Consider the following 22,352-nt stretch of genomic DNA (forward strand, 5'->3'; position numbering starts at 1 on the left):
TAAGATTTTAGCAGACAAGAATAGCGTTGAATTTGCAGCGTGCCATACACATGCCGCATTTGATACATTTATCGGGAGCAATGACATGTGGCTTACGCACCAGTCCGCTGATAGCATCCGCCGGACAGTTTTTGGCGCATAGATGACAACCAATGCAACGTTCCGGACTGATGGTATATGTTAATAGTGATTTACATTGCTTGGAACGACAAGTCTTATCCCGTACGTGTTCCATATATTCATTGTAGAAGTTATCCAATGTGGATAAAACGGGATTCGGAGAGGTTTGTCCCAGTCCGCAGAGGGCCGTATCTTTGATGACTTGTCCCAAAGTGGCAAGTGTGTCCAGGTCTTTTTCTGTGCCTTTTCCTTCTGTAATCTTGTTCAGTAGTTCCAACAGACGTTTGTTTCCAATGCGGCAAGGTGTGCATTTCCCGCAGGACTCTTCCACTGTAAAATCCAGATAAAAGCGGGCTACGGATACCATGCAGTCGTCCTCATCCATGACAATCATCCCTCCTGAACCCATCATGGAACCGGCCGAGAGAAGGTTGTCAAAGTCAATGGGAGTGTCCAGATGTTTTTCTGTCAGACAGCCGCCTGACGGTCCTCCTGTTTGTACAGCTTTGAACTTCTTTCCGCCTTTGATGCCTCCTCCGATTTCGTAGATTACTTCCCGAAGAGTAGTTCCCATCGGCACTTCGATCAGTCCGACATTATTAATCTTTCCGGCAAGAGCAAACACTTTGGTTCCTTTGGAACGTTCTGTGCCAATCGTTGCAAACCAGTCGGCTCCTTTGGTTAGAATAATGGGAATATTGGCAAGCGTTTCCACATTATTTACATTGGTTGGTTTTCCCAGATAACCGGATTCGGCAGGGAAGGGAGGTTTCAGAGTCGGCTCTCCCCGTTTTCCTTCCATCGAATGAATAAGGGCAGTTTCTTCTCCGCAGACAAAAGCTCCGGCTCCGTATCGTATTTCTATGTCGAAACTGAAATCTGTTCCTAAGATATGATCTCCCAGTAATCCGTATTCGCGTGCCTGATTGATAGCTGTTTTCAGTCGGTTGATAGCTAACGGATATTCGGCACGGATATATACTAATCCTTTGGTGGAACCAATGGAATAACCGCAGACACACATCGCTTCTACAATCGAATGTGGGTCGCCCTCCATTATGGAACGGTCCATGAATGCACCGGGATCTCCTTCGTCGGCGTTACAAACCACGTATTTGACATCCGACTGTTGTTTGTTGGCAAATTCCCATTTCAGTCCCGTCGGGAAACCGCCACCGCCACGTCCGCGAAGTCCCGAACGTTTGATAATATCAATAACGTCCGTCGGCTGTTTGTTAAGCAGGCAATCGGCCAATGCAAAGTATCCTTCACGGGCGATATACTCTTCAATATTTTCGGGATCGATAAAACCACAGTTACGCAATGCGATGCGGAGTTGTTTCCGGTAGAAATCCATGTGCTTGGAGTCGCTGACGGTATGTTCCGTTTTGGGATCTACATACAGCAACCGTTCGATTCTTCGTCCTCCGATGATATGCTCGTTGATGATTTCTTCCGCATCTTCGGGAGTGACTTGGGTGTAAAAGGTATTATCGGGGATAATTTTCACGATAGGACCTTTTTCACAGAAGCCGAAACAGCCTACGGTGATGACTTCTACTTTATCGGTGATTTCGCTCTTTTTGATGGCTTTTAGAAGATTGTCTGTAATACCCTGGCTGGAAGATGCCTTACAGCCTGTACCACCGCAGATCAGAATCTGAAGATGTTGCGCACCGGATGCCAGTCCGTAACACTTTTCAGTCACCTTTTCATTACTTTCTTCGCGCAATGAAAGATTGTGCTCTGCTCTCTTCCTGATTGTTGCCAAATCATGGATAGATAAAATTTTCATAAGTATCAGAATTGTTAGTCGGTTTTTTTGCAAATATAGTTCTTTGTTTGAATAAAAGCAGTGTTCGGGCAAATAAAACAGGTCTTAATGAAAGTAATTAGGTAAATAATTCTCTATCTTCGTATTTAATGGGTAGTAAACCTAAAAAAGAAATTTAAAGTATGAGACAAATTTTACTGGGACTATGTCTTCTTTGCTTATTGAATAATGCATCCGGACAGGAAAACGGACGGGAAATTCCGTTGCCGGAGAAAATGTCGCAAGAACATCCGAGAGTGTTGACTACACCGGATGGAAAGCAGGATACGTGGGAGCTGATTAAAAAAGAGAAATGGGCGAAAGACGTATTCAATAAATTGAAGGAACGAACCGAAGTATATACCAATCTGACGGATGCTCAACCCGCATGGTTGTTATCCCGTCTGGCTATGTATTGGAAATCTCATGCAACCGAGGTATATGTGAAAGGTGAGACTTACGATCATGCCGGAGGTGAAAAGGCTCCTTATCCCACTGTGCGTTACACAGGAACCCGTGGCACAGCTGCTACCCACGGTCGTCCCAAATTGGCGGATGTCGTTCCTTATGATGATGAGGACGGGAATGTCACTTTCTGCAATAATGCACTTCCCGACCGTCCTATGGAGAGTGTACACCCATCCAAAACAGGCCGGAATATTGAAAGCCTGAACTGCGAAATCCTGGGAATTGCCCGTGATGCCGCTTTCCTTTATTGGATGACGGATGAAGAGAAATTCGCTAAACTTGCCGCAGGGGTCTTTGATACATATATGACAGGTATTTATTATAGAAACGTGCCCATCGACCTGAATCACGGCCATCAGCAAACATTGGTAGGATTGACTTCTTTCGAAGTCATCCATGAAGACGCACTCCATATCGCTGTCCCTTTATACGATTTTCTATATAATTATCTAAAGGCCAATTACCCGGATAAAATGGAAATCTACGCCGGAGCTTTTAAGAAATGGGCGGATAATATCATAGCGAACGGTGTACCTCATAACAACTGGAATTTGCTACAGGCACGGTTTATTATGAATGTCGGATTGGTATTGGAAGACAATAAAGAATATGCCGACGGAAAAGGACGTGAATATTATATCGACTATGTGATGAACCGTTCCAGCATCCGCCAGTGGAGTCTGACGCGATTGGCAGATTATGGTTTCGATATAAATACGGGAATTTGGGCAGAATGTCCGGGATATAGCAGTGTGGTAATCAATGATTATGCCAATTTCGTGAATCAGTTTGATACGAATCTGCAATATGATTTGGTGAAAGCAATGCCTGTATTGTCGAAAGCGGTAGCAACCACTCCCCAATATCTGTTTCCCAACCGTATGATTTGTGGCTTTGGAGATACGCATCCGGGATATTTGAGTACGAATTTCTTTATCCGTATGATACAGAATGCACAGGCGAACGGGAAGAAAGAACAGGAAAACTATTTCACGGCTTTATTGAAATGCCTGAACCCGGATTTGGGAAATGATAAAACAGAAAAGAAGAATGTGCGTGTATCTGTCAATTCTTTCTTTGAAGATAAACCGCTGACGCTAAATCCCAAAGTGCAGCCGGGAAAGATAGAAGATTATGTTTCTCCTTTGTTTTATGCTCCCAATGTGTCATGGCTGGTACAGCGTAACGGTATGCATCCGCGCAACAGTTTGATGATTTCGTTGAATGGCAGTGAAGGGAATCACATGCACGCTAACGGCATTTCGATGGAACTTTACGGAAAAGGATACGTATTGGGTCCGGATGCAGGTATCGGGCTTTTCCTGTATAGCGGACTGGATTATGCGGAATATTATTCTCAATTCCCCAGTCATAATACAGTTTGTGTGGATGGAATATCGAGCTATCCGGTGATGAAAAGTAACCATTCTTTTGATTTGCTTTCCTGTTTCCCGGCATCAGCGGAACCGGGCAAAGCATTTACGTCCGTTACTTACAGTAACCTTTATTTTCGTGAACCGGAAAGCAGGGCGGATCAGACCCGTATGATGAGTATTGTCACTACTGGGGCGGAGACGGGGTATTATGTCGATGTATTCCGCAGCCGGAAAGAGAAAGGAGGCGATAAGATGCACGATTACTTCTATCACAACCTTGGGCAGACTTTGACATTGACGGCAGCAGATGGCAGCGACCTGAATCTCCAGCCTACGGAAGAACTCGCCTTTGCAGGCGCACATCTTTACGCTTATTCCTATTTATATGATAAGAAAGTGGCTGCGACCAATAAGGATGTCAAGGCAACTTTCACCATAGATATGAAAGATAAGGACGGCGATGATATATACATGAATCTTTGGATGAAAGGCGAACCGGATCGTGAAGTCTTTACGGCTTTGGCGCCAATGACCGAAGGGCTAAGCCGTACACCGAATATGCCCTATAATATAAAGGAGCAGCCGACGCTGACATTTGTTGCCCGTCAGCATGGAGAAGCTTGGAATCGTCCTTTTGTCTCGATATATGAACCGAGTACGAAAAAGGAACCGTCTGCTATTCAGTCTGTTTCTTATTTTGATGCAGAAGGAGCAGGTTTGGAAGATTTTGCCGGAATCTGTGTGAAAAGCAAAAACGGACGTATAGATCATATCTTCTCTCTATCTGATGCTGCACAAACCGCTACTTATCAAGGAATGAAAGTGAAAGCGGATTATGCTGTTATCAGCAATGAATATGCAGGAAACCGGACGTTGTTTTTAGGGAATGGAACCCAATTGGTTGCACCCGGGGTAATGATTCAGACCGACAATGCCGCTAATGTATTGCTCGAAAAGAAAGAAGGGAAATGGTATATTATTTCTTCTGCTCCCTGTACGGTTGTTATCGGCGATAAGAAGATAAAATCCGATGCTTCGTCGGAGCATATATTGTTGCGTATCTGATGTTTCATTGGTAATAAAGAAAAATTGTATATCTTATCCGTAGTATGGTATATTATGGCCTAAGATGGAAATTGTTGCAATAAAAAACAAAAAAAGCGTGTTTAAACGTTTTTAATACTATATTTTTTCTAATTTTGTGGCTTTCTGTCCAAGTAGTATATAAAATGGACAGTAAGCCCTTTTTTTGTGGGTAAATATTTAGTGGGAAATATTTAGTGGGAAATAAATGATGGTATATGTGATGAGAAATGGTCGCAGGGTAATAGCTGCGTTATCATTTCTGTTATTATGTTGTGGTGTACATGTGCACGCACAACGGGTGGCTGTAAAGACAAATGCATTGGGTTGGCTGACCGCCAGTCCGAATGTAGAAGCAGAATTTGTATTGGGTAGTCATGTCTCCTTAAACATGGGGATTGCTGCGAACCCAATCAGTACAGACAACTTTAAAACGACTTTCACGCATTTTCAGCCTGAAGTTCGTTACTGGCTAAATCGTCCGATGGTGAGTCATTTTCTTGGAATCACCGCTTTCGTGAATAATTTTGATATGATGGTAAAAGATGTGCATCACAAAGGCGATGCATACGCCGCTGGTTTGACCTATGGATACGCATGGGTGCTGGGCGATCATTGGAACATCGAAGCAACTGCCGGAGTGGGTGTGTTGCGCTACCGTCAGTTTAAGTATGATAAGGGTACTCCGAAACCGGGTGCGGTCAACGATAGTAAGACCACCATTGCACCTGTCAAACTGGGGGTATCCTTTGTTTATATTATTCGATAACGAACATTAGCTAGTCAGAAAAGAGAATGAAAATCAATTTGAAACGTGATAGATTAACAGGTATACTTCTCGTGGCGATGATGTTCGTCGGTATGAATGTATCCGCCCAACGGATCCGCGTGCAGGGGCATATCACAAACCCGCAGGGGAAAAGTGTTCCGAATGTAAATGTGTTGAATCCGGTCAATGACGAACGTATAGAAATGTCCGACGAGGATGGTCGTTACAGTGTCTTGGTTGAGAAAAACGGCTCGTTGAAGTTTACATGTGTCGGTTATGAAGACAAAACAGTGAAGGTGGCAGGAAAGCAGATTCTGAATGTAGTATTGAAAGATGCCGTCATCGAACTGGACGAAGTAACGATTACTTCCAAAGTGAAGGACAAAGTGATTCCGGAACCTACGGACATCGAAATCAAAGGTAATTATTTCCATCTGAAAACTCGTGTCCCGGTGCCTAAGGAGATGTTTAACTCACATCGTCGCTTGGTATTGCAGCCTTCCATTTATGATGTGACACTGAAAAAGCGTCTGTTGATGCGTCCTGTTGTATTCGACGGGGATACTTATAATACAACGCAAAATCGAATGTACGATTATGATATGGATAAAGATCCTTTGCACGATTACATCCGTGTGAAAACTACTTCTTCACGCAAGGGGGATATTATTGCTTACCATGATTCTATCTATATAGAATATCTGCAACATGACTACCGTGCAGATGTGCATCTGGCGATGGAAAATTACCGGAATATCATTTATCGTGACTCTTTCTCCATTGCACGCGGAACGGTCAACCCGCTTCGTTTCTTGGAGTATAAATTCTCCGCTTTCAGCCTGACGGACGAGAAATACCTTCCGAAACCCGTGATGCAGTTGCGGGATACGAAAGGTGAGGTAAACTTAACCTTCCTGGTAGGTAAAGCCGACCTGGATGATAAGAATCCACAAAATCAGGTGGAACTGAACCGATTGAATCAGGAATTGCGTGGTATTGAGACGAACCCGGATGCCTCTTTGAAGAGTTTTCATATTACGGGGGTGGCTTCGCCGGACGGTTCTTACGCGACGAATCTTCGTCTGGCAAAATTGCGTACGGATAAAGCCCTGGAACGTATACTGGCACAACTGGACCCGGAAACACGTAAACTGTTGGAGGTGAAATCGGATGCATCGGTTGCCTCCTGGAAGGAGGTAGCTGAATTGCTGAAAAAAAACTCCAAGCCGGAACTGGCTAAAGAAGTAGAGGACTTAATCAAACAATATGCAGCTACTCCTTACCGGTTGAATGGGGTCTTGAAATCGAAACCTTTCTACAAAGAACTTGCGGCTACTTATCTGCCTAAATTGAGAAAGGTGCAATATACGTATGGTTATTCAATCTTCCGTTCTTTGACGGACGACGAGATTAGAGAACTTTACAGAAAGAATCCGAAGCAACTGACCCGTTTCGAATATTACCGTATGATTACGACAGCAAAAACTCCCGACGAAAGGGAAAAGTATTGCAGGGAAGCTCTTGAACTTTATGATAACTTTACGTATGCAGCCAATGAACTGGCAGTGGCAACGATACAGAAAGATACTCCGGATTCACGTATTCTCGAACCGTTTGTCAGTAAATCGGCACCGGCGGAGTTATTGTCCAATCAGGCTATTGCCTTGCTGCACGAAGGGAAATATACAAAAGCGGATTCAGTCTTGACATTGGTTCCCGAAGAAGCGGTTTCTGAAGATTTGCAGGCCATCGTTCAGGCATTGGCCGGTTATTATAATGATGCTTTCGAAAAGGTGGCGGCTACCAGTCCTTTCAATGAGGTGGTGATGCTGCTGGCAATGAAGAAGAATCAGGAAGCATGGGATAAGATTTCTACCATAGATGTAGAGACCGCCCGCGAATATTATATAAAAGCGATTGCCGCCAACCGCCTGGAGAAAATAGGTGATGCGATTATGAGCATTGAGAAGGCCCTTGAACTTGATCCTTCCTTATTGGAAGTAGCGAAGGTGGACGGTGATATTATTGACTTGCTGCCGGAAGAGCAGAAAATTAAATAATGATATATACAACAAGAGTAAACGATGAATATCTTCAGAATCAACAATAAATATGTAGCAGTGGCAATCTTCCTGATGCTTGCTGTTACCTTACAGGCACAGGATTATGGTGCATTGCAATATATGTTACAGAAACGGCCTGCAAATGAAAAGTTCGAGAGCAATAAATTCAATGAACATCTCTTTTTCTCTGCCGGAATAGGGCCATACAGCTTGTTAACAAGTGGAGATAGTCAGGATGGAATGGGAATGACCGCCCATCTCTTTATGGGAAAGTGGATTACTCCGGTCCATGGACTTCGGATAGGGGTGAATTTAGGTTATCTGCCGTCGAGTATCTACGATTCTAAAATAAAAAAGGGTGGCGGCAGCCTGGACTATCTGTTGAATATGTCCTCCCTGGCATACGGATACAATGCAAACCGTTGTTTTGAGTTAGTAGGGATTGCAGGTATAGAAGCCGGTTATTCTAAGGTGGGCGACAATAGCGATCGTTCCGAAAAGTATCCGGATTTGAAAGGCGGCGGTCAGCTTTATTACGGCGCTCATCTCGGTTTACAGGGAAATGTACGTCTTTCTTCTACATTGGATTTGTTTGTAGAACCGCGGATCGGATGGTATAATGACGGTTTTGCGTATACGGAAAGTTGGAGAAACTATAAAATGGCTGGTTCGGTTCTGGTAGGTCTGACCTATATGCCTGCTGCTCCGATGGGAACTAAGATTCATTTCGATGATTTCGATAAAAGTTCCTTCCTGAATCATATGTTTATCTCTTTATCCGGTGGTATCAGTACACTGAAAGTTCCGGGAATCAAGAATACGATTAAAGGATTAGGTCCCCAGTTCTCTGCCGGAATCGGTAAATGGTTCAGTCCTTCTTCCGGTCTGCGTTTGTCCGGAACAGTTGGACTTTCGGATACTCCTTCGGGCAGCGCAAGCGGCTACTTTAAACATGTCGATCTGCATGCGGACTATCTGTTGAATATCAATAATGTTCTTTGGGGATATGATGAAGACAGAATATTTAGTCTGATCGGTATTGCCGGAGTTAACCTGGCAGGTACGAAAGGAGTGGATAAAACCGCCAAGTATGCTCCGGGAATAGGAGTCGGTGTGCAAGGAAGTTTCCGTATCAACCGTTCTGTGGATTTATTTATAGAACCTCGCTTCAATGTGTATAATAAGAAATATGCAGGAGGTTGCGGAGTAGGTGGCAATACGGATCAGCTCGGAGAGTTGAATTTTGGTTTGACTTATCATACGATTGACCGTGCGGCACGTCCGAAGAACGGATTCTCAAGCAATCACATCGCAGACAATCTGTTTATGACTTCGGGAATCGGTGTGCAGATGTTCCTGAATAAGACGAATCTTGAAAACCTTGGATCTTTAGGTCCGCAGGCTTCTGTCTCTATCGGTAAGTGGTTGAGCCCTTATTCCGGTTTGCGCCTGGTGGGTACGGGTGGATTCTTTACGAACTATGTAGTTCCGGGAAGTGTTAAAGCGGGCAAACTTAGACATGTCAGCGTCAGTGGCGGTCTTGATTACTTGTGGAACATAACGTCTACCATGAGTGGATATAATCCCGATCGTATCTTTGATTTAATAGGTTCGGTAGGTGTCAACCTTGCTTATACTTCCAAATCAGACCATAAGTTCCAACCGGGTATTAATGCAGGCATACAGGGATTATGGCATGTGAATGATTTTCTCGGTTTGTACATTGAACCGCAGATTCGCTTGTATGGAGATAAATTCATTGAAGGTAATCTGGGGTTTATGCAGAAAGACGTAATGGTAGGAGTCAATGCAGGTTTCCACTATCGCTTTGTTCCTTATTCAAAAGCAGCCAATCGTAGCGTGTTTGGTCAGGATGACAAGCGTTACTTCATCTCCGGTGCACTTGGATTGGGTAGCTTGCTCGTAGCCAACAAAGATTTGGTGAAGAATGCAGGTGTAGAAGCAAAAGGAAGCATAGGTAAATGGTACACTCCGTTATCTGCATGGCGGGTAAATGGAACAATTATGTACAAGGCCAAAACGTCGTCGAAGATGAATCTTCATTATGCCGGTTTGGGTATGGATTATATGATGAGTCTGGCCACATTGGCAAAAGGATACAGCCCCGATCATGTGATAGATGTTGTTCCTTTTGTGGGAGTTACTGCCGGACTGGTACGCCGTTACGGTAAGTTCCGAGCAGTGCCGGGACTGGATGCTGGTGTGCAGGTAAAGCTGAAAGTGGCTTCTTCTTTGTATCTGTATGCCGAACCTAAAGTCGGTATCCGTACCGATACATACGATGGCTCCGAACAGGGAAGACCTGACCGCGTAGCTTCCATGGTAGGTGGATTATTGTACAGATTCAAGATGCCTACTTTCCAATAAGAAGAAAAATAAGAAATCGAATAAAAAGGGTTGCGCAATACCGGATTAGTGATTGTGCAACCCTTTTTGTATTCCATTTCCAAGAAATTACGGTTACATAAACGTTACATTAATATTACTTCCATTTCTACCTGATAATGAATAAAATGAATCTTTAGAATTCATTTTCTCCCTTGCTATTCTCCTCTACTTTTGCTCCAGAAATTAAAACGAAAACGTATGAAAACGATTACTGAAGCAATATCGAAACTAAGTTCAAACAGAAGATTAGCCGATTTCCTCTTTATTCTATGGGCAGGTGGAGCAGCCCTTCTTTCTTACTCACTGGTTTATACATTGCGCAAACCTTTCACAGCTGCTACTTTTGACGGGATAGAAGCATTCGGCTTTGATTATAAAGTACTGGTTACTATCATTCAGATAGCAGGTTATCTGATAGCCAAGTTTATAGGTATCAAGTTGATTTCCGAATTGAAGAGAGAGAATCGCCTGAAGTTTATACTCGTTTCCATTGCCGTAGCGGAATTGTCATTGGTTGCGTTCGGAGCACTTCCCACTCCTTATAATATGTTTGCCATGTTCTTCAATGGATTGTCATTGGGCTGTATGTGGGGAGTTATTTTCAGTTTTATCGAAGGTCGCCGCACTACGGATATTTTGGCCAGTCTTTTAGGAATCAGTATTGTTATCAGTTCGGGAACGGCAAAATCCATCGGATTGTTCGTTATGAATACATTGAACGTCAGCGAATTTTGGATGCCGGCACTTATCGGTGCTTTTGCACTTCCTTTATTGGCTCTTTGGGGATATAGCTTAACCCGTTTGCCACAACCTACGGCACAAGATATAGAACAAAAAAGTAGTCGTGTAACTCTGAATGGCAAGCAACGGAAAGAACTGTTCATCGACTTTATGCCATTTCTTGTATTATTGTTTGTAGCTAACCTAATGTTGGTAGTGCTTAGAGATATTAAGGAAGATTTCCTGGTGAAGATTATTGATATGAACGGACAGTCCTCATGGATGTTTGCGCAGGTAGATACAGTCGTTACATTAATAATTCTGGCGTTATTCGGAGCGATGGTCTTTGTGAAAAGTAACATAAAAGTTTTGGTTGCCCTGCTGGGATTGGTCGTACTTGGGACAGCCACCATGAGTTTTATATCTTTCAATTATGATTCTCTGCAATTGGATGCAATCACCTGGCTGTTTGTCCAAAGTCTCTGTCTGTATATTGCCTACCTCTGTTTTCAAAGCATTTTTTTCGACCGCTTCATCGCTTGTTTCAAGATAAAAGGAAATGTCGGTTTCTTCATTGTGACCATTGATTTTATCGGATATACGGGAACTGTACTTGTCTTGATGTTCAAAGAATTTGCCCATGCAGACATAAACTGGTTGGAATTTTATAATATATTATCCGGTTACGTAGGACTGATCTGTACGGTTGCTTTCACCTGCTCCATGATTTACCTGATACAGCGCTATAAAAAAGAGAAACAACTGAAGAAAGCGAAAGAAGCCGAAATGAGCAACGGGATAAAATTTACGGGAGAAGGTATGGAGCCAACTACTTTTTCACAAATTTGATAAAAGGTGGACGATGAAAATAATAGGACTATATTTGAAATTCTCCTTCCTTCTATCTCTAATACTAACGACTTCCCGGATAACGGCACAGAATCTGCCCGATGGCATACAATATAAAATCACTGGGCGTCTATTAATGGATGGAGGAGTGTATCTGAAGAATCCGAATAACTTTGGCAACGGCACGGAATTTAATGACCTTCGCATCGGTGTAAAAGCTACCTATCAGAACTGGGGAATGAAACTGGAAATGGGATATGCCGGAAACAAAGTAGCCATCAAAGATGCTTTTGCCACCTATTCCTATAAGAATAGTTCCATTCAGATAGGACAATTCTATGAGCCATTCAGTCTCGATATGATTTGTAGTACATTTGATCTTCGCTTCAACCAATCTCCGGGAGCTGTGCTGGCATTGACAAATAGCCGACGTATGGGAGTAGCCTATTCCTATCGTACCCAATATTACTATCTGTGTGGCGGATTCTTTACCGATAATGATTTGAGCAACCTGAAAAACGCATCGCAAGGATATGCCATTGACGGACGTTTGGTTTACCGTCCACTTTATGAGCAAGCGAAACTGATACATATAGGATTAGCAGCTATCCATCGTACACCGGACGGCACGCTTCCCGAAGATGAGAACAGGAATACGTTTACTTATAAATCTCCGGGCGTGAGCACGATTGATAATCGTACATTAATACAAGCAGATGTAGATCATGCAGCATCCCAATTTAAAATAGGAACCGAACTGCTAATTTACTATCATAAATTCTTTCTTCAGGGTGAATACATCCGCGCCCATGTAAAACGGGAAAAGGGTTTTGAGAACTATACGGCACAAGGAGCTTATCTGCAATGTTCCTGGCTATTGTTAGGACAGAATTATCTATATGACGAAGAAGTAGCCTGTCCCGGAAGACCGGAAGGAAAAGCACTCGAACTATGTGCCCGTTTCAATTATCTCTCTCTGAATGATGCCGGAATAAAAGGCGGAACACAGAAAGACCTCTCCTTCGGATTGAATTACTATATCAATAAACACATTGCTGTCAAATTGAATTATAGCTACTTCATCCCCGGCTCGCATATCAAAGAGATCGAAAGCACAAACTTTAGTGTAGTACAGGGACGTTTTCAATTCATATTCTAGTACTTGGCAGTTCCGTTCGAATAAAGCTATAATAAAGAATAGGAAGGTGTATTGTATACTAGTTTTACTAAATGTTTCAAAGACATATCGAGAGCACTGCCGACTCAATATGCAGAACCGTATGTAAAAAGTAAAAAATAAGAAGACAGAAAAAACTGGAATGTTCTAGGTAAATCTCCTTTATTGTTCGTAATAGACAATAAAGGAGATTTTTTGCATTGGTTATTTTTTCTATAGTTTCTGTTACCAGTTTGCCAACCTGGGTGGAATAGAAAGTATAGTTTTAGAAAGAACTTCAATAAACAGAATAATTAAAATATAACATAGTTTAGTGATATGAATATAGTAGGAGTTTTATCAGGTAAAAGAAAATGTTTGTTAGCAATAGCTATTGCATTTTCGACATTCGGGAATGCCCAATTAGTAACCTATCCGGAAGGATTGAACACTGGTATGCCACATAATGATGATTATACAGTCAAAGTACGTGAAGCAGGTGGTGAATGGAAAGATGTATTCGAATATGAAGTCCAAGTAGATATGGATCGGGTACAATCTGCTTCAATGGTACAGTTTGATATAGGCAGTCCCGTAGAAGTGATGGTGAAAAAGAACAATGGCACCATTCAGGATGTGAAAATCCGTCCGTTAGCAATAGGTATACAACATACGGTAAACCACAATGCTATCTTTTTTACACTCACTAGACCTCAATGCCTGTCGATTGAGTTTAACGGTGATCGTTTGCATAATCTTCATTTGTTTGCTAATCCTTTGGAAACAGAAACTTATACTGAAAGCAGTGACAAAGTAATGTATTTCGGACCGGGTGTCCATCGTCCGAAAGATTTGCCGAATACACAGATACAGATTCCTTCCAATACTACTGTTTATTTAGCTCCCGGAGCTGTTGTAAAAGCTAAATTATTGATTGACAAAGCTGAAAATGTACGCATTGTCGGGCGTGGTATTCTCGACCATCCGATCCGTGGAATAGAAGTTACTCATTCTAAAAATATATGGATTGACGGTATTACAGTTATAAATCCAGATCACTATACAGTATTTGGTGGTGAGTCTACAGGGTTGACCATCAGTAATTTAAAGTCTTTTAGTTGTAAAGGATGGAGTGATGGCATAGATCTGATGTGTTGCAGTGACGTATTAATAGACAATGTTTTTATGCGGAACAGTGATGATTGTATTGCCATCTATGCCCATCGCTGGAACTATTACGGAGGAAGTCGTAACGTGACTTTACAGAATTCAATCCTTTGGGCGGATATTGCTCATCCGATCAACATTGGAGGACACGGTAACCCGGACGATAAGGTTGGAGAGATTCTTGAGAATATAACTGTCCGTAATGTCGATATTCTGGAACATGATGAAGATGATCTTCTTTATCAGGGCTGTATGGCAGTGGATTGCGGTGATAAAAACTTGGTACGCAAAGTATTATTTGAGGATATCCGTGTAGAGAATATCCAGGAGGGAAGATTGTTTCATATTAATGTTCGTTTTAATTCAAAGTATGATAAGCAACCCGGCCGGGGAATTGAAGATATTATTTTTCGGAATATCATTTATAATGGAGTAGGGGAGAATCCATCTCTATTGAAAGGGTTTGATAAAGAACGTTCCGTCAAGAATATCATCTTCGATAATGTGATTATCAACGGTATGAAGATGAAAAATATAGATGATTTTATCACGAATGAATACATAAAGAATATCACAGTCAAATAGCATAATCTGGTACATGAAGTATGAATGGGAAAATCTCTTTGTATTAGGTGCAAACTTTTTTTCTTCTAAGACCAAACTTTCTTTAGGTTAAACATAAACTATAAATGCAAGTTTCATTTGTATAATTAGAACTTGCAATTATATAAATGAAACTTGCGTTTTTATAATCAAAGCTTGCAATTATAGATTTCTATTAGATAAAAGTAACTTTTGTATTAGAAGGAAAGAACTTTGCAATAGGAAGATAATAACTTATCTATTAATAGATGAGAGCAAAGCTGCATTGGGATCAGAATTAAGGAGTCTGGAAGAGAACCATGAGTATAAATACAAGAGTTTTATTTCTGGGTTTATGCTAATCAAAGTAAATGTTTCATTCACTTTGAACTCCTTTCTATTACTAAATACTATCTTTGCTTATCACTTGTATAAAAAACGAATCGCACTATGATTAACAAAATTATATGGATTATTGGGATTGTATGGATTGGGAATATTCAAAATGGAGTGCAAGCGCAACGACGTAACTTTATCCATCCCGGAATCACCTATACCCAAGGTGATTTAGACCGGATGAAAGCTATGGTCAAGGCGAAACACGAGCCTTATTATTCTACTTTCCTGAAATTAAAGGAATCTCCCTATTCTTCACTCAATACGCAAGTTATCAATCGGGGAAAACAAATCAGAGAAGGACGTTTTAATGCTACTATCGGAGTAGATGGCAGGCGGGCACATGACTTAGCATTGCTTTGGCATCTGACGGGCGATGAGGCTTATGCCCGTAAAGCGGTCGAATATCTGAATGCTAATTCTTATTATACCAATACAAGTAGTCGTGGAACAGGACCATTAGATAACGGAAAGATTTACCTTTTAATTGATGCCGCCGAATTAATGCGTGATTATTCCGGTTGGAAAGTAGAAGACCAGCAACGTTTTAAAAATATGTTGGTCTATCCTGGATATAGCAATACGGAAGATTTCTCTTCCAAATATGCAAATTACTGGGATGATTCAAAGAACGGAGTTACATTCTATTGGAATATTTTTAATTTCGATGCCGCAAGGTTTGGTAATCAAGGACTTTTCGCTGCTCGTGGAATGATGGCAATGGGGATTTACTTAGATAACGAAGTAATGTATGACCGTGCTTACCGTTATTTATTGGGAATGAAGCATCGACCGGATGATTTACCTTATCCTTCAGGACCGACGGTCACTAGCAAAGAACCGATTAAGAAATCACCAACCATGCTTGATTATAAATTGGAAGGAAGAGAAAACAAGATTTCAGATTATGGATACGATGAACAGCTACAGTATTATATCTATCCAAACGGTCAATGTCAGGAGTCGAGTCGCGACCAGGGACATGTATTGGCAGGTATCCACAATTATGTAGCTATCGCAGAAATGGCATGGAATCAGGGAGATTCTTTGTATAATTGTCTCAATAACCGTTTGCTTCTTGGTTTGGAATGGAACTATCGTTATAACCTCTCTAAAGTCCAGACCTATGAAGAGCAAAAAGAGCCTTGGGAACCGACAAGTTATAGTAAGAATTCAAATGAAGTTACCTTTGAGAACGGAAAATTTCTCCAGATAAAAAGCCGTAGTGGACGTTGGGAATCCGTAGCCGTATCTCCTCACGGACGTGGAGACGTAGCAGGTAGTGGCGGAACTCGTGAAATGGCATTGGCGCATTATGCAGTACGTGCTGGATTGCCGGAGAACAACTATACCTGGTTGAAACGTTACCGTGATTATATGATAGAACATCACGGTTGCGAAAACTGGGGGATAGCACCCAACTGGTTTTATGAATGGACTGGCTGGGGAACATTGACCAAGCGATTGACTCCCTGGATGGCAGGCGATCCCGTTTCTTTCTCTACGGGAAAGCGTGTATCAGGAATTCATTTGCTACCTTGTGAAATATCGGCTGCCGATTACGATTATTATTGTCTTGCGGAAGATCCCGAAGGGCATACCTATCACAATGTAGGAAAGAAACGTGGCAACGAATACAGACCTGACGGAGCAGTAGAGCTACGAAAAGAAGAAGATAATTACGTCGTTACCCAAATAGAAGATGGAGAATGGATGAATTATACTGTAAGTATTCCTACCGATGGAGATTATACCGTTTATCTTGTTTATCAATCAAAAGGAAATTCTTTATTGTCCGTAGCTTCTGATTCAGAAGTAAAGACAGAACCCATGCAATTACCCAGTTCTATACAATGGACGGAAAGAGAAATAGGAAAACTCACTCTTCCCGCAGGAGCTTGTGTACTTCGTTTACAGATAGAGCAAGCCGGAGATAAACTCGAAATTCAGAAAATAATAGTAAAGTAGGATAAGGGGATTTGATTCTTCGTTCGTACTTAATAATAGTACTACAAAAAAAGATGGCCATGAAAATTCGAATATGTTTGTTAATCATACTAATGGGATTATTGTATCCGGGTTATATTAGCTCGCAAGAATCCCCTTATGTATTCCGCCAGATTGGAGTTGTCGAAGGATTACCGGATAACTATGTAAAAAGCGTTTTCCCCATTCCCGACGGACGTATCGGTGTGCGAAGTACTGTGTTATTAAGCCTGTATGATGGTGCGAACTATTCAAATTTCCCTTTCAATATTCATGGCGAATATTCGATAGCATATAACCATATTATTCCCGAACAATATATTGATGCCGACAAACGTTTGTGGATGAAAGAACGCAAGAGCCTACGCGTCTTCGATTTGACTACCGAACAGTACATCTATAACGTAGATTCTTTATTTCAACAATTCGGCTTAAAGGATAAAGTGGCGGACCTGATTATTGATTCAGAGAAACATTGTTGGTTTCTGACGCCGGGTTCCTCTGTCTATATGTACGATGCAGAGACAAAATCAATCGAACAGGTTTGTAGGAATGATGAGTTTATGGAATACTATGGAGGATTACTCGGAGTAGAAAGTCATGGAAAATACAGTTGGATGGTTCATCAGAAAGGGGCTATCCGTTGCTACGATTTAGAAAAGAAACGTTTCGTGCATCAACTTGATTTCCTGAAAGACCAACTGAAACCGGATGACCGTGTGGTTTTGAAGATACTCGATAATGGTGACTTTTGGTTGATGTGGGATCGTGGAGTAGGCTATTATGATGTCTATAATAAAAAATGGAACCAAATTTCAGGTATCCAACTCGGACACTATTCATGGTTTACTTCTATGGATGTGGATAAAGGTGGAAATGCATGGGTAGGAACCGTTATCGATGGATTCTATGTCATTGATATGCACAATTTCTCTGTAACCCGGACACTGGATATTCCTTTATTATCAGGTAATACAGTACGAAACGGTATTCAAAGCATCTATTGCGACCGGGAAAATAATTCCGTTTGGATAGGACTTTATAATCAGGGAATGTGTTATTATCATCCCAGCATGAATAAAATAGTGCTGTACAATAAGAAGATGATAAATGGCGACTGGAAAGGAGAGGAAATCCGCTGTATGCTCGAAACATCTAAAGGAGAAATTCTGATGGGTACTACGCAGGGTGTCTATCGCTATGAACCGGAGACTAAAAGCATGAACAGATTCTATCATGAATTCAGTCAGAAGAATTGCCGTGTACTTTATGAGGACAGCAAGAAGCGTGTTTGGGTCGGAACATACCACGATGGGCTCTACTGCATAGATCATGGAAAGGTACAATCTTACGATTATCCCGATACGGATTATCAGAATGAATTGGATTTCAGTAATATCCGTGTCATGGTCGAAGATTCTTCCGGTCGATTGTGGGTAAGTATATATGGTGGTGTAGGATTATTCAATCCTGAAAACGGGCAAATAAACTTATTGTCCGAACAGTTTCCCGAACTCAAAAAATATAAAGTAGCGAATGCATTGGCCATAGATAATCAATCCCGGTTGGTCGTAGGCAGTGATAACGGACTCTACATTTACGATCCTGCAACGAATAAAATATGGATACCGGAGGAAGACGGCCAGGCTAATTCTATTTTCAATCAGGGAAGTATCAAGTATAATCAGATACTCAAAGACCATGAGGGAACTTTATGGTTTGCTACACAATATGGCTTGAGCGTTTTGACTTACAATGGGCAAAGCTACACATTAGGGAAAGAAGAAGGTCTGTCTAAAGCTATCCTGAACGTAGTGGAAGATAAGAACCATGATATATGGATTTCGACAGTCACTTCTATTTATAAGATAAAAGTAGACAGAAGAGCAGATAAATACAGCTTTCATGTAATCAGCTGTCTGTCGGAAGATGAAATCCGTCAGGATGATTTATATAGTTTCCCTTCGTTAATGACCAGGGACAATCAGCTTTTCCTGGGGCTGATGAACGGCTTTATTGCTTTCTCACCAGAAAACATGATAGATAATCAGTGCCTCAATCGTCCTCTGTTTACCTCATTCCGCTTGTTTAATGTTCCGGTTGTTTCGGGCGAAGCATATAACGGACGTGTCTTATTTGATAAAGCATTAAGTTATTCGGACGAAGTACAATTAAAATATGATGAGAACTATATCACACTTGAGTTTTCTGGTCTGAACTTCCCTAATCCTTCTCAAACCTCTTTCCGTTACCAACTGGAAGGATTTGACAAAGAATGGACGGAAACCCTTTTTGAGAATGGACAAGGACGTGTGGTCTATAATAATCTCCCTTCGGGCGAATACATCTTCCGTGTGTCCGCTGCCGGAAACGACCGGATATGGGGACCGGAGTCTGCATTCAAAATTGTAATTCATCCCCCATTCTGGGATACACTGGCCGCTCGTATTTTCTATGCAATTTTAGTTATTCTCTTAATCTTCGGGCTGATCTACGTAATAAACCGCCGCAACCGGCAGAAGATGATTCGTATGCAAGAAGAGGAAGCGTTGAAGCAGAAAGAAGAACTGGATCAGATGAAATTCCGCTTCTTCACAAATATAAGCCATGAACTCCGCACTCCGCTGACATTGATTATCACGCCATTAGACATGGTGATACGTCGATTGACAGACGATGCGATGAAAAAGCAACTGAATACCATCTATAAGAATGCTCAAAACCTATTGTCATTGGTGAATCAGCTACTCGATTTCCGCAAACTGGAAATGAAAGGAGAGAGGTTGCATCTGATGAACGGCGATATGGAGGAATTTATTGTTTCTGCCTATAACAACTTCATGCCAATGGCAGTAGAGAAGCACCTTAACTTTGTGAACCAATCTGAACATAGAGCGCTTTATATGTTCTTCGACCGGGATAAGGTACATAAGATTATGAATAATCTCTTGTCCAACGCCTTCAAATATACACCGCAGGGAGGCACAGTGAACTTACAGCTCGCGACAGAAGAGATAGAAGAAAGAAACTACGTGAGAATATCCGTATCTGATACTGGAATCGGAATATCCGAATCAGACCTTCCTTATATCTTTGACCGTTTCTATCAGGTAGGAAATGAAGGGGACGAAAAAATAGGCAGTGGCATCGGACTTCATTTGGTAAGGGAATATGTAAATATACATGGTGGCCGTATTAAAGTGGACAGTCAGATAGATCGTGGATCAGTATTCACCGTTTGGTTGCCGATGGACCTGAAACCGGAACCGAACGAACTGCCGGAAGAAATCATCGGAACGGAAACACCAGACATTAAAGAGAAAGAAACCACTACATCTACAGTCGATGATAACCTGAAGAAACTGTTGTTAGTGGAGGACAATCAGGAATTCCGTACTTTCCTGAAAGAACAGTTAGAAGATTTTTATCAAATCATTGAAGCGGCAGACGGCGAGGAAGGAGAGCGAAAAGCGATAGAGGAAAATCCGAACCTGATTATCAGCGATATTATGATGCCGAAAGTAGACGGTATCGAACTTTGCCGTCGGATCAAGACGAACGTGCAGACTTCCCATATACCTGTGATATTATTGACAGCCCGTACTGCCGATGATATCAAGATTAACAGCTATGAAGTAGGAGCAGACTCTTATATGTCGAAACCTTTCAACTTTGATATGCTGATGGTACGCATTGAAAAGCTGATAGAGCAGCAGGAAAAGAGAAAACAGGAATTCCGTAAAAACATAGAAGTAAATCCGAGTGCTATCACCATTACTTCAGTAGACGAACAGCTCATACAGAAGTGTCTGGAATACATAGAAAAGAACATGGACAATCCGGAATATGGCGTAGAAGAATTGAGTGGCGATTTGGGTATGGTGCGTATGAGCCTTTACCGTAAGCTACAATCCATCACCGGACATACACCGACAGACTTTATTCGCAGCATCCGTTTGAAACGGGCGGCACAATTATTACAAGGAAGTCAGTTGCCGATTGTTGAAATAGCGAACCGGGTAGGATTCAGTTCACCCAGCTATTTCTCGAAGTGTTTTAGAGAAATGTTCGGTATGCTTCCCAAGCAATATGCCGAGGAATCGGGAAGAAAAGAATGACATTGTGCTTGTGTTTGTAGTTTAATTATTACATTTGCGCTGAATAAGTGAGATAATTGTAAGATCTTGTTCACATTGGGGCAGAAGAAGTTTTATTTTATAATATATATTGATATGAAAGTATTAGTTTTAATTTTGTTGGTAGGAGGTTTGATGTTATCCTCTTGCGGAGGTAGCAGTTCAAAAAATAATGCAAATGTTAAGGAGGTAAATCCTGCAGATACCATCTATTTGGGAGACTTACGTGAAAAATTTGCAAATGATAGTGTTTTCTTTAAAATAGTGGCACCGGATTTGATGTTGATGGATTATCAGTATCTTTGGGCAGTAACAGAATCGGAAGCAGTAGAGAAAGGACTGACAAAAGAATACTATAAACGTGTGAAGAAAGAAATCACCGATACGAATGAAGCGATCAAAAGAGGTGTAATGAAAGGTGCGAACGTAAAACGTATACCGGATTTCCAGGCATCACAGGAAAATAAATAATGAATCCTTCCGGATGAAAGCTTTCATCCATGCAAATATAAGAACAGGGGAGTCGTCAAATGTAACGACATCCCCTTTTTTATTGGTGTAACGGTTAGATTTATCCCGATGAAATGGGAAGTTTTTGCAAAAATACACGCTTGTTACGATAGTTTTGTTATCTGTTACTTTTGTGGTATTTGAATTTGAAACTTGTTCCTACTTTTGTATCATCGTTAAACGGATAAATTTAATGCCATGAATAAACAGCAAGCTACATTTGACGACTTCTTCTCTGAATGCTATCTTAAATATAAGGAGTATATCAAGAACTATATCGCTATCCGCATTTGCCATCCGCATGAAGCGGAAGATTTGGCACAGGATGTCTTTGTCCGCTTATGGGAACACAGGGCATTCGTGAACAAAGATACAGTCTGGTCTTTGCTTTTTACCATCGCTCGCAATATAGTAACCGATAAAATCCGTCGTTATTATAAACAGGAAGATTTCGTCGCCTACATATATAATAGGATGGAAGACACCAGTCGGAATACCACAGAAGATACCATTCATTTTCGTGAACTAAAGAAGATGCATGACCAGGTTATGGAAGCTCTTCCTGTTAAACGCCGTCAGATTTATGAACTTAGTTTCAATCATGAACTCTCTTGTCCTGCCATTGCAGGAAAGCTGTCCTTATCTCCCCGTACAGTAGAATGTCAATTATTACTGGCTCGTAAAACGGTTCGTACTTATTTGAAAAATGAATTCTCCAAAGTCGGTTAAATACCAGATTCGGAAAAACA

General features: G+C 41.5%; 12 protein-coding genes. 11 read left to right on the plus strand and 1 reads right to left on the minus strand.

Annotation, left to right across the window (positions count from 1 at the left end):
• Window positions 1–7: 7 nt before the first annotated feature.
• A complete protein-coding gene (gene nuoF, locus Bovatus_RS24400; RefSeq protein WP_004302321.1) occupies window positions 8–1,915 on the minus strand; it encodes an NADH-quinone oxidoreductase subunit NuoF in 1,908 nt (635 codons plus the stop codon).
• A gap of 161 nt (window positions 1,916–2,076) precedes the next feature.
• Here nuoF and Bovatus_RS24405 point away from each other — a divergent pair, with 161 nt between their 5' ends.
• From Bovatus_RS24405 to Bovatus_RS24455, 11 genes are all read left to right on the plus strand, one after another.
• Window positions 2,077–4,842, plus strand: coding sequence for a heparinase II/III family protein (locus tag Bovatus_RS24405; RefSeq protein WP_004302323.1), 2,766 nt, complete (start codon window positions 2,077–2,079; stop codon window positions 4,840–4,842).
• Between the two features lie 241 nt (window positions 4,843–5,083).
• Window positions 5,084–5,629 carry a DUF3575 domain-containing protein gene (locus Bovatus_RS24410; RefSeq protein WP_004305849.1) on the plus strand — a complete coding sequence of 182 codons (546 nt, stop codon included), beginning with the start codon at window positions 5,084–5,086 and terminating at the stop codon, window positions 5,627–5,629.
• Window positions 5,630–5,655: 26 nt separating this feature from the next.
• Entirely contained in the window at window positions 5,656–7,689 is a 2,034-nt protein-coding gene (locus tag Bovatus_RS24415) for a tetratricopeptide repeat protein (protein ID WP_004302326.1), read from the plus strand.
• 24 nt (window positions 7,690–7,713) lie between these two features.
• On the plus strand, window positions 7,714–10,080 hold the full coding sequence (locus Bovatus_RS24420; RefSeq protein WP_004302328.1) for a hypothetical protein: 2,367 nt from the start codon (window positions 7,714–7,716) through the stop codon (window positions 10,078–10,080).
• A gap of 219 nt (window positions 10,081–10,299) precedes the next feature.
• Window positions 10,300–11,670 carry a DUF5690 family protein gene (locus Bovatus_RS24425; RefSeq protein WP_004302332.1) on the plus strand — a complete coding sequence of 457 codons (1,371 nt, stop codon included), beginning with the start codon at window positions 10,300–10,302 and terminating at the stop codon, window positions 11,668–11,670.
• A gap of 13 nt (window positions 11,671–11,683) precedes the next feature.
• Window positions 11,684–12,829, plus strand: coding sequence for an OprO/OprP family phosphate-selective porin (locus tag Bovatus_RS24430; protein ID WP_004302334.1), 1,146 nt, complete (start codon window positions 11,684–11,686; stop codon window positions 12,827–12,829).
• A 336-nt stretch (window positions 12,830–13,165) separates the two neighbouring features.
• Window positions 13,166–14,578 (plus strand): glycosyl hydrolase family 28 protein, encoded by a 1,413-nt coding sequence (locus Bovatus_RS24435; protein ID WP_004302337.1) that lies wholly within the window; start codon window positions 13,166–13,168, stop codon window positions 14,576–14,578.
• A 447-nt stretch (window positions 14,579–15,025) separates the two neighbouring features.
• Entirely contained in the window at window positions 15,026–16,939 is a 1,914-nt protein-coding gene (locus tag Bovatus_RS24440) for an alginate lyase family protein (protein WP_004302341.1), read from the plus strand.
• Between the two features lie 59 nt (window positions 16,940–16,998).
• Window positions 16,999–21,075, plus strand: a complete 4,077-nt coding sequence (locus tag Bovatus_RS24445; protein WP_052588053.1) for a hybrid sensor histidine kinase/response regulator transcription factor — start codon at window positions 16,999–17,001, stop codon at window positions 21,073–21,075.
• Window positions 21,076–21,189: 114 nt separating this feature from the next.
• The gene (locus Bovatus_RS24450; protein WP_004325485.1) at window positions 21,190–21,564 is read left to right on the plus strand and encodes a hypothetical protein; all 375 of its coding nucleotides are present in this window, start codon (window positions 21,190–21,192) and stop codon (window positions 21,562–21,564) included.
• A gap of 237 nt (window positions 21,565–21,801) precedes the next feature.
• Window positions 21,802–22,332, plus strand: a complete 531-nt coding sequence (locus Bovatus_RS24455) for a sigma-70 family RNA polymerase sigma factor (RefSeq protein ID WP_004302348.1) — start codon at window positions 21,802–21,804, stop codon at window positions 22,330–22,332.
• The last annotated feature ends 20 nt before the right edge of the window (window positions 22,333–22,352 follow it).

This window comes from Bacteroides ovatus, assembly GCF_001314995.1.
In the GTDB taxonomy this organism is placed as follows: Bacteria; Bacteroidota; Bacteroidia; order Bacteroidales; family Bacteroidaceae; genus Bacteroides; species Bacteroides ovatus.

Coding starts and splice junctions, on each gene's coding strand:
- Bovatus_RS24415 (WP_004302326.1), top strand. CDS start 5,656: ATGAAAATCAATTTGAAACGTGATAGATTAACAGGTATACTTCTCGTG.
- Bovatus_RS24450 (WP_004325485.1), top strand. CDS start 21,190: ATGAAAGTATTAGTTTTAATTTTGTTGGTAGGAGGTTTGATGTTATCC.
- Bovatus_RS24425 (WP_004302332.1), top strand. CDS start 10,300: ATGAAAACGATTACTGAAGCAATATCGAAACTAAGTTCAAACAGAAGA.
- Bovatus_RS24430 (WP_004302334.1), top strand. CDS start 11,684: ATGAAAATAATAGGACTATATTTGAAATTCTCCTTCCTTCTATCTCTA.
- Bovatus_RS24410 (WP_004305849.1), top strand. CDS start 5,084: ATGAGAAATGGTCGCAGGGTAATAGCTGCGTTATCATTTCTGTTATTA.
- Bovatus_RS24435 (WP_004302337.1), top strand. CDS start 13,166: ATGAATATAGTAGGAGTTTTATCAGGTAAAAGAAAATGTTTGTTAGCA.
- Bovatus_RS24455 (WP_004302348.1), top strand. CDS start 21,802: ATGAATAAACAGCAAGCTACATTTGACGACTTCTTCTCTGAATGCTAT.
- Bovatus_RS24420 (WP_004302328.1), top strand. CDS start 7,714: ATGAATATCTTCAGAATCAACAATAAATATGTAGCAGTGGCAATCTTC.
- nuoF (WP_004302321.1), bottom strand. CDS start 1,915: ATGAAAATTTTATCTATCCATGATTTGGCAACAATCAGGAAGAGAGCA.
- Bovatus_RS24445 (WP_052588053.1), top strand. CDS start 16,999: ATGAAAATTCGAATATGTTTGTTAATCATACTAATGGGATTATTGTAT.
- Bovatus_RS24405 (WP_004302323.1), top strand. CDS start 2,077: ATGAGACAAATTTTACTGGGACTATGTCTTCTTTGCTTATTGAATAAT.
- Bovatus_RS24440 (WP_004302341.1), top strand. CDS start 15,026: ATGATTAACAAAATTATATGGATTATTGGGATTGTATGGATTGGGAAT.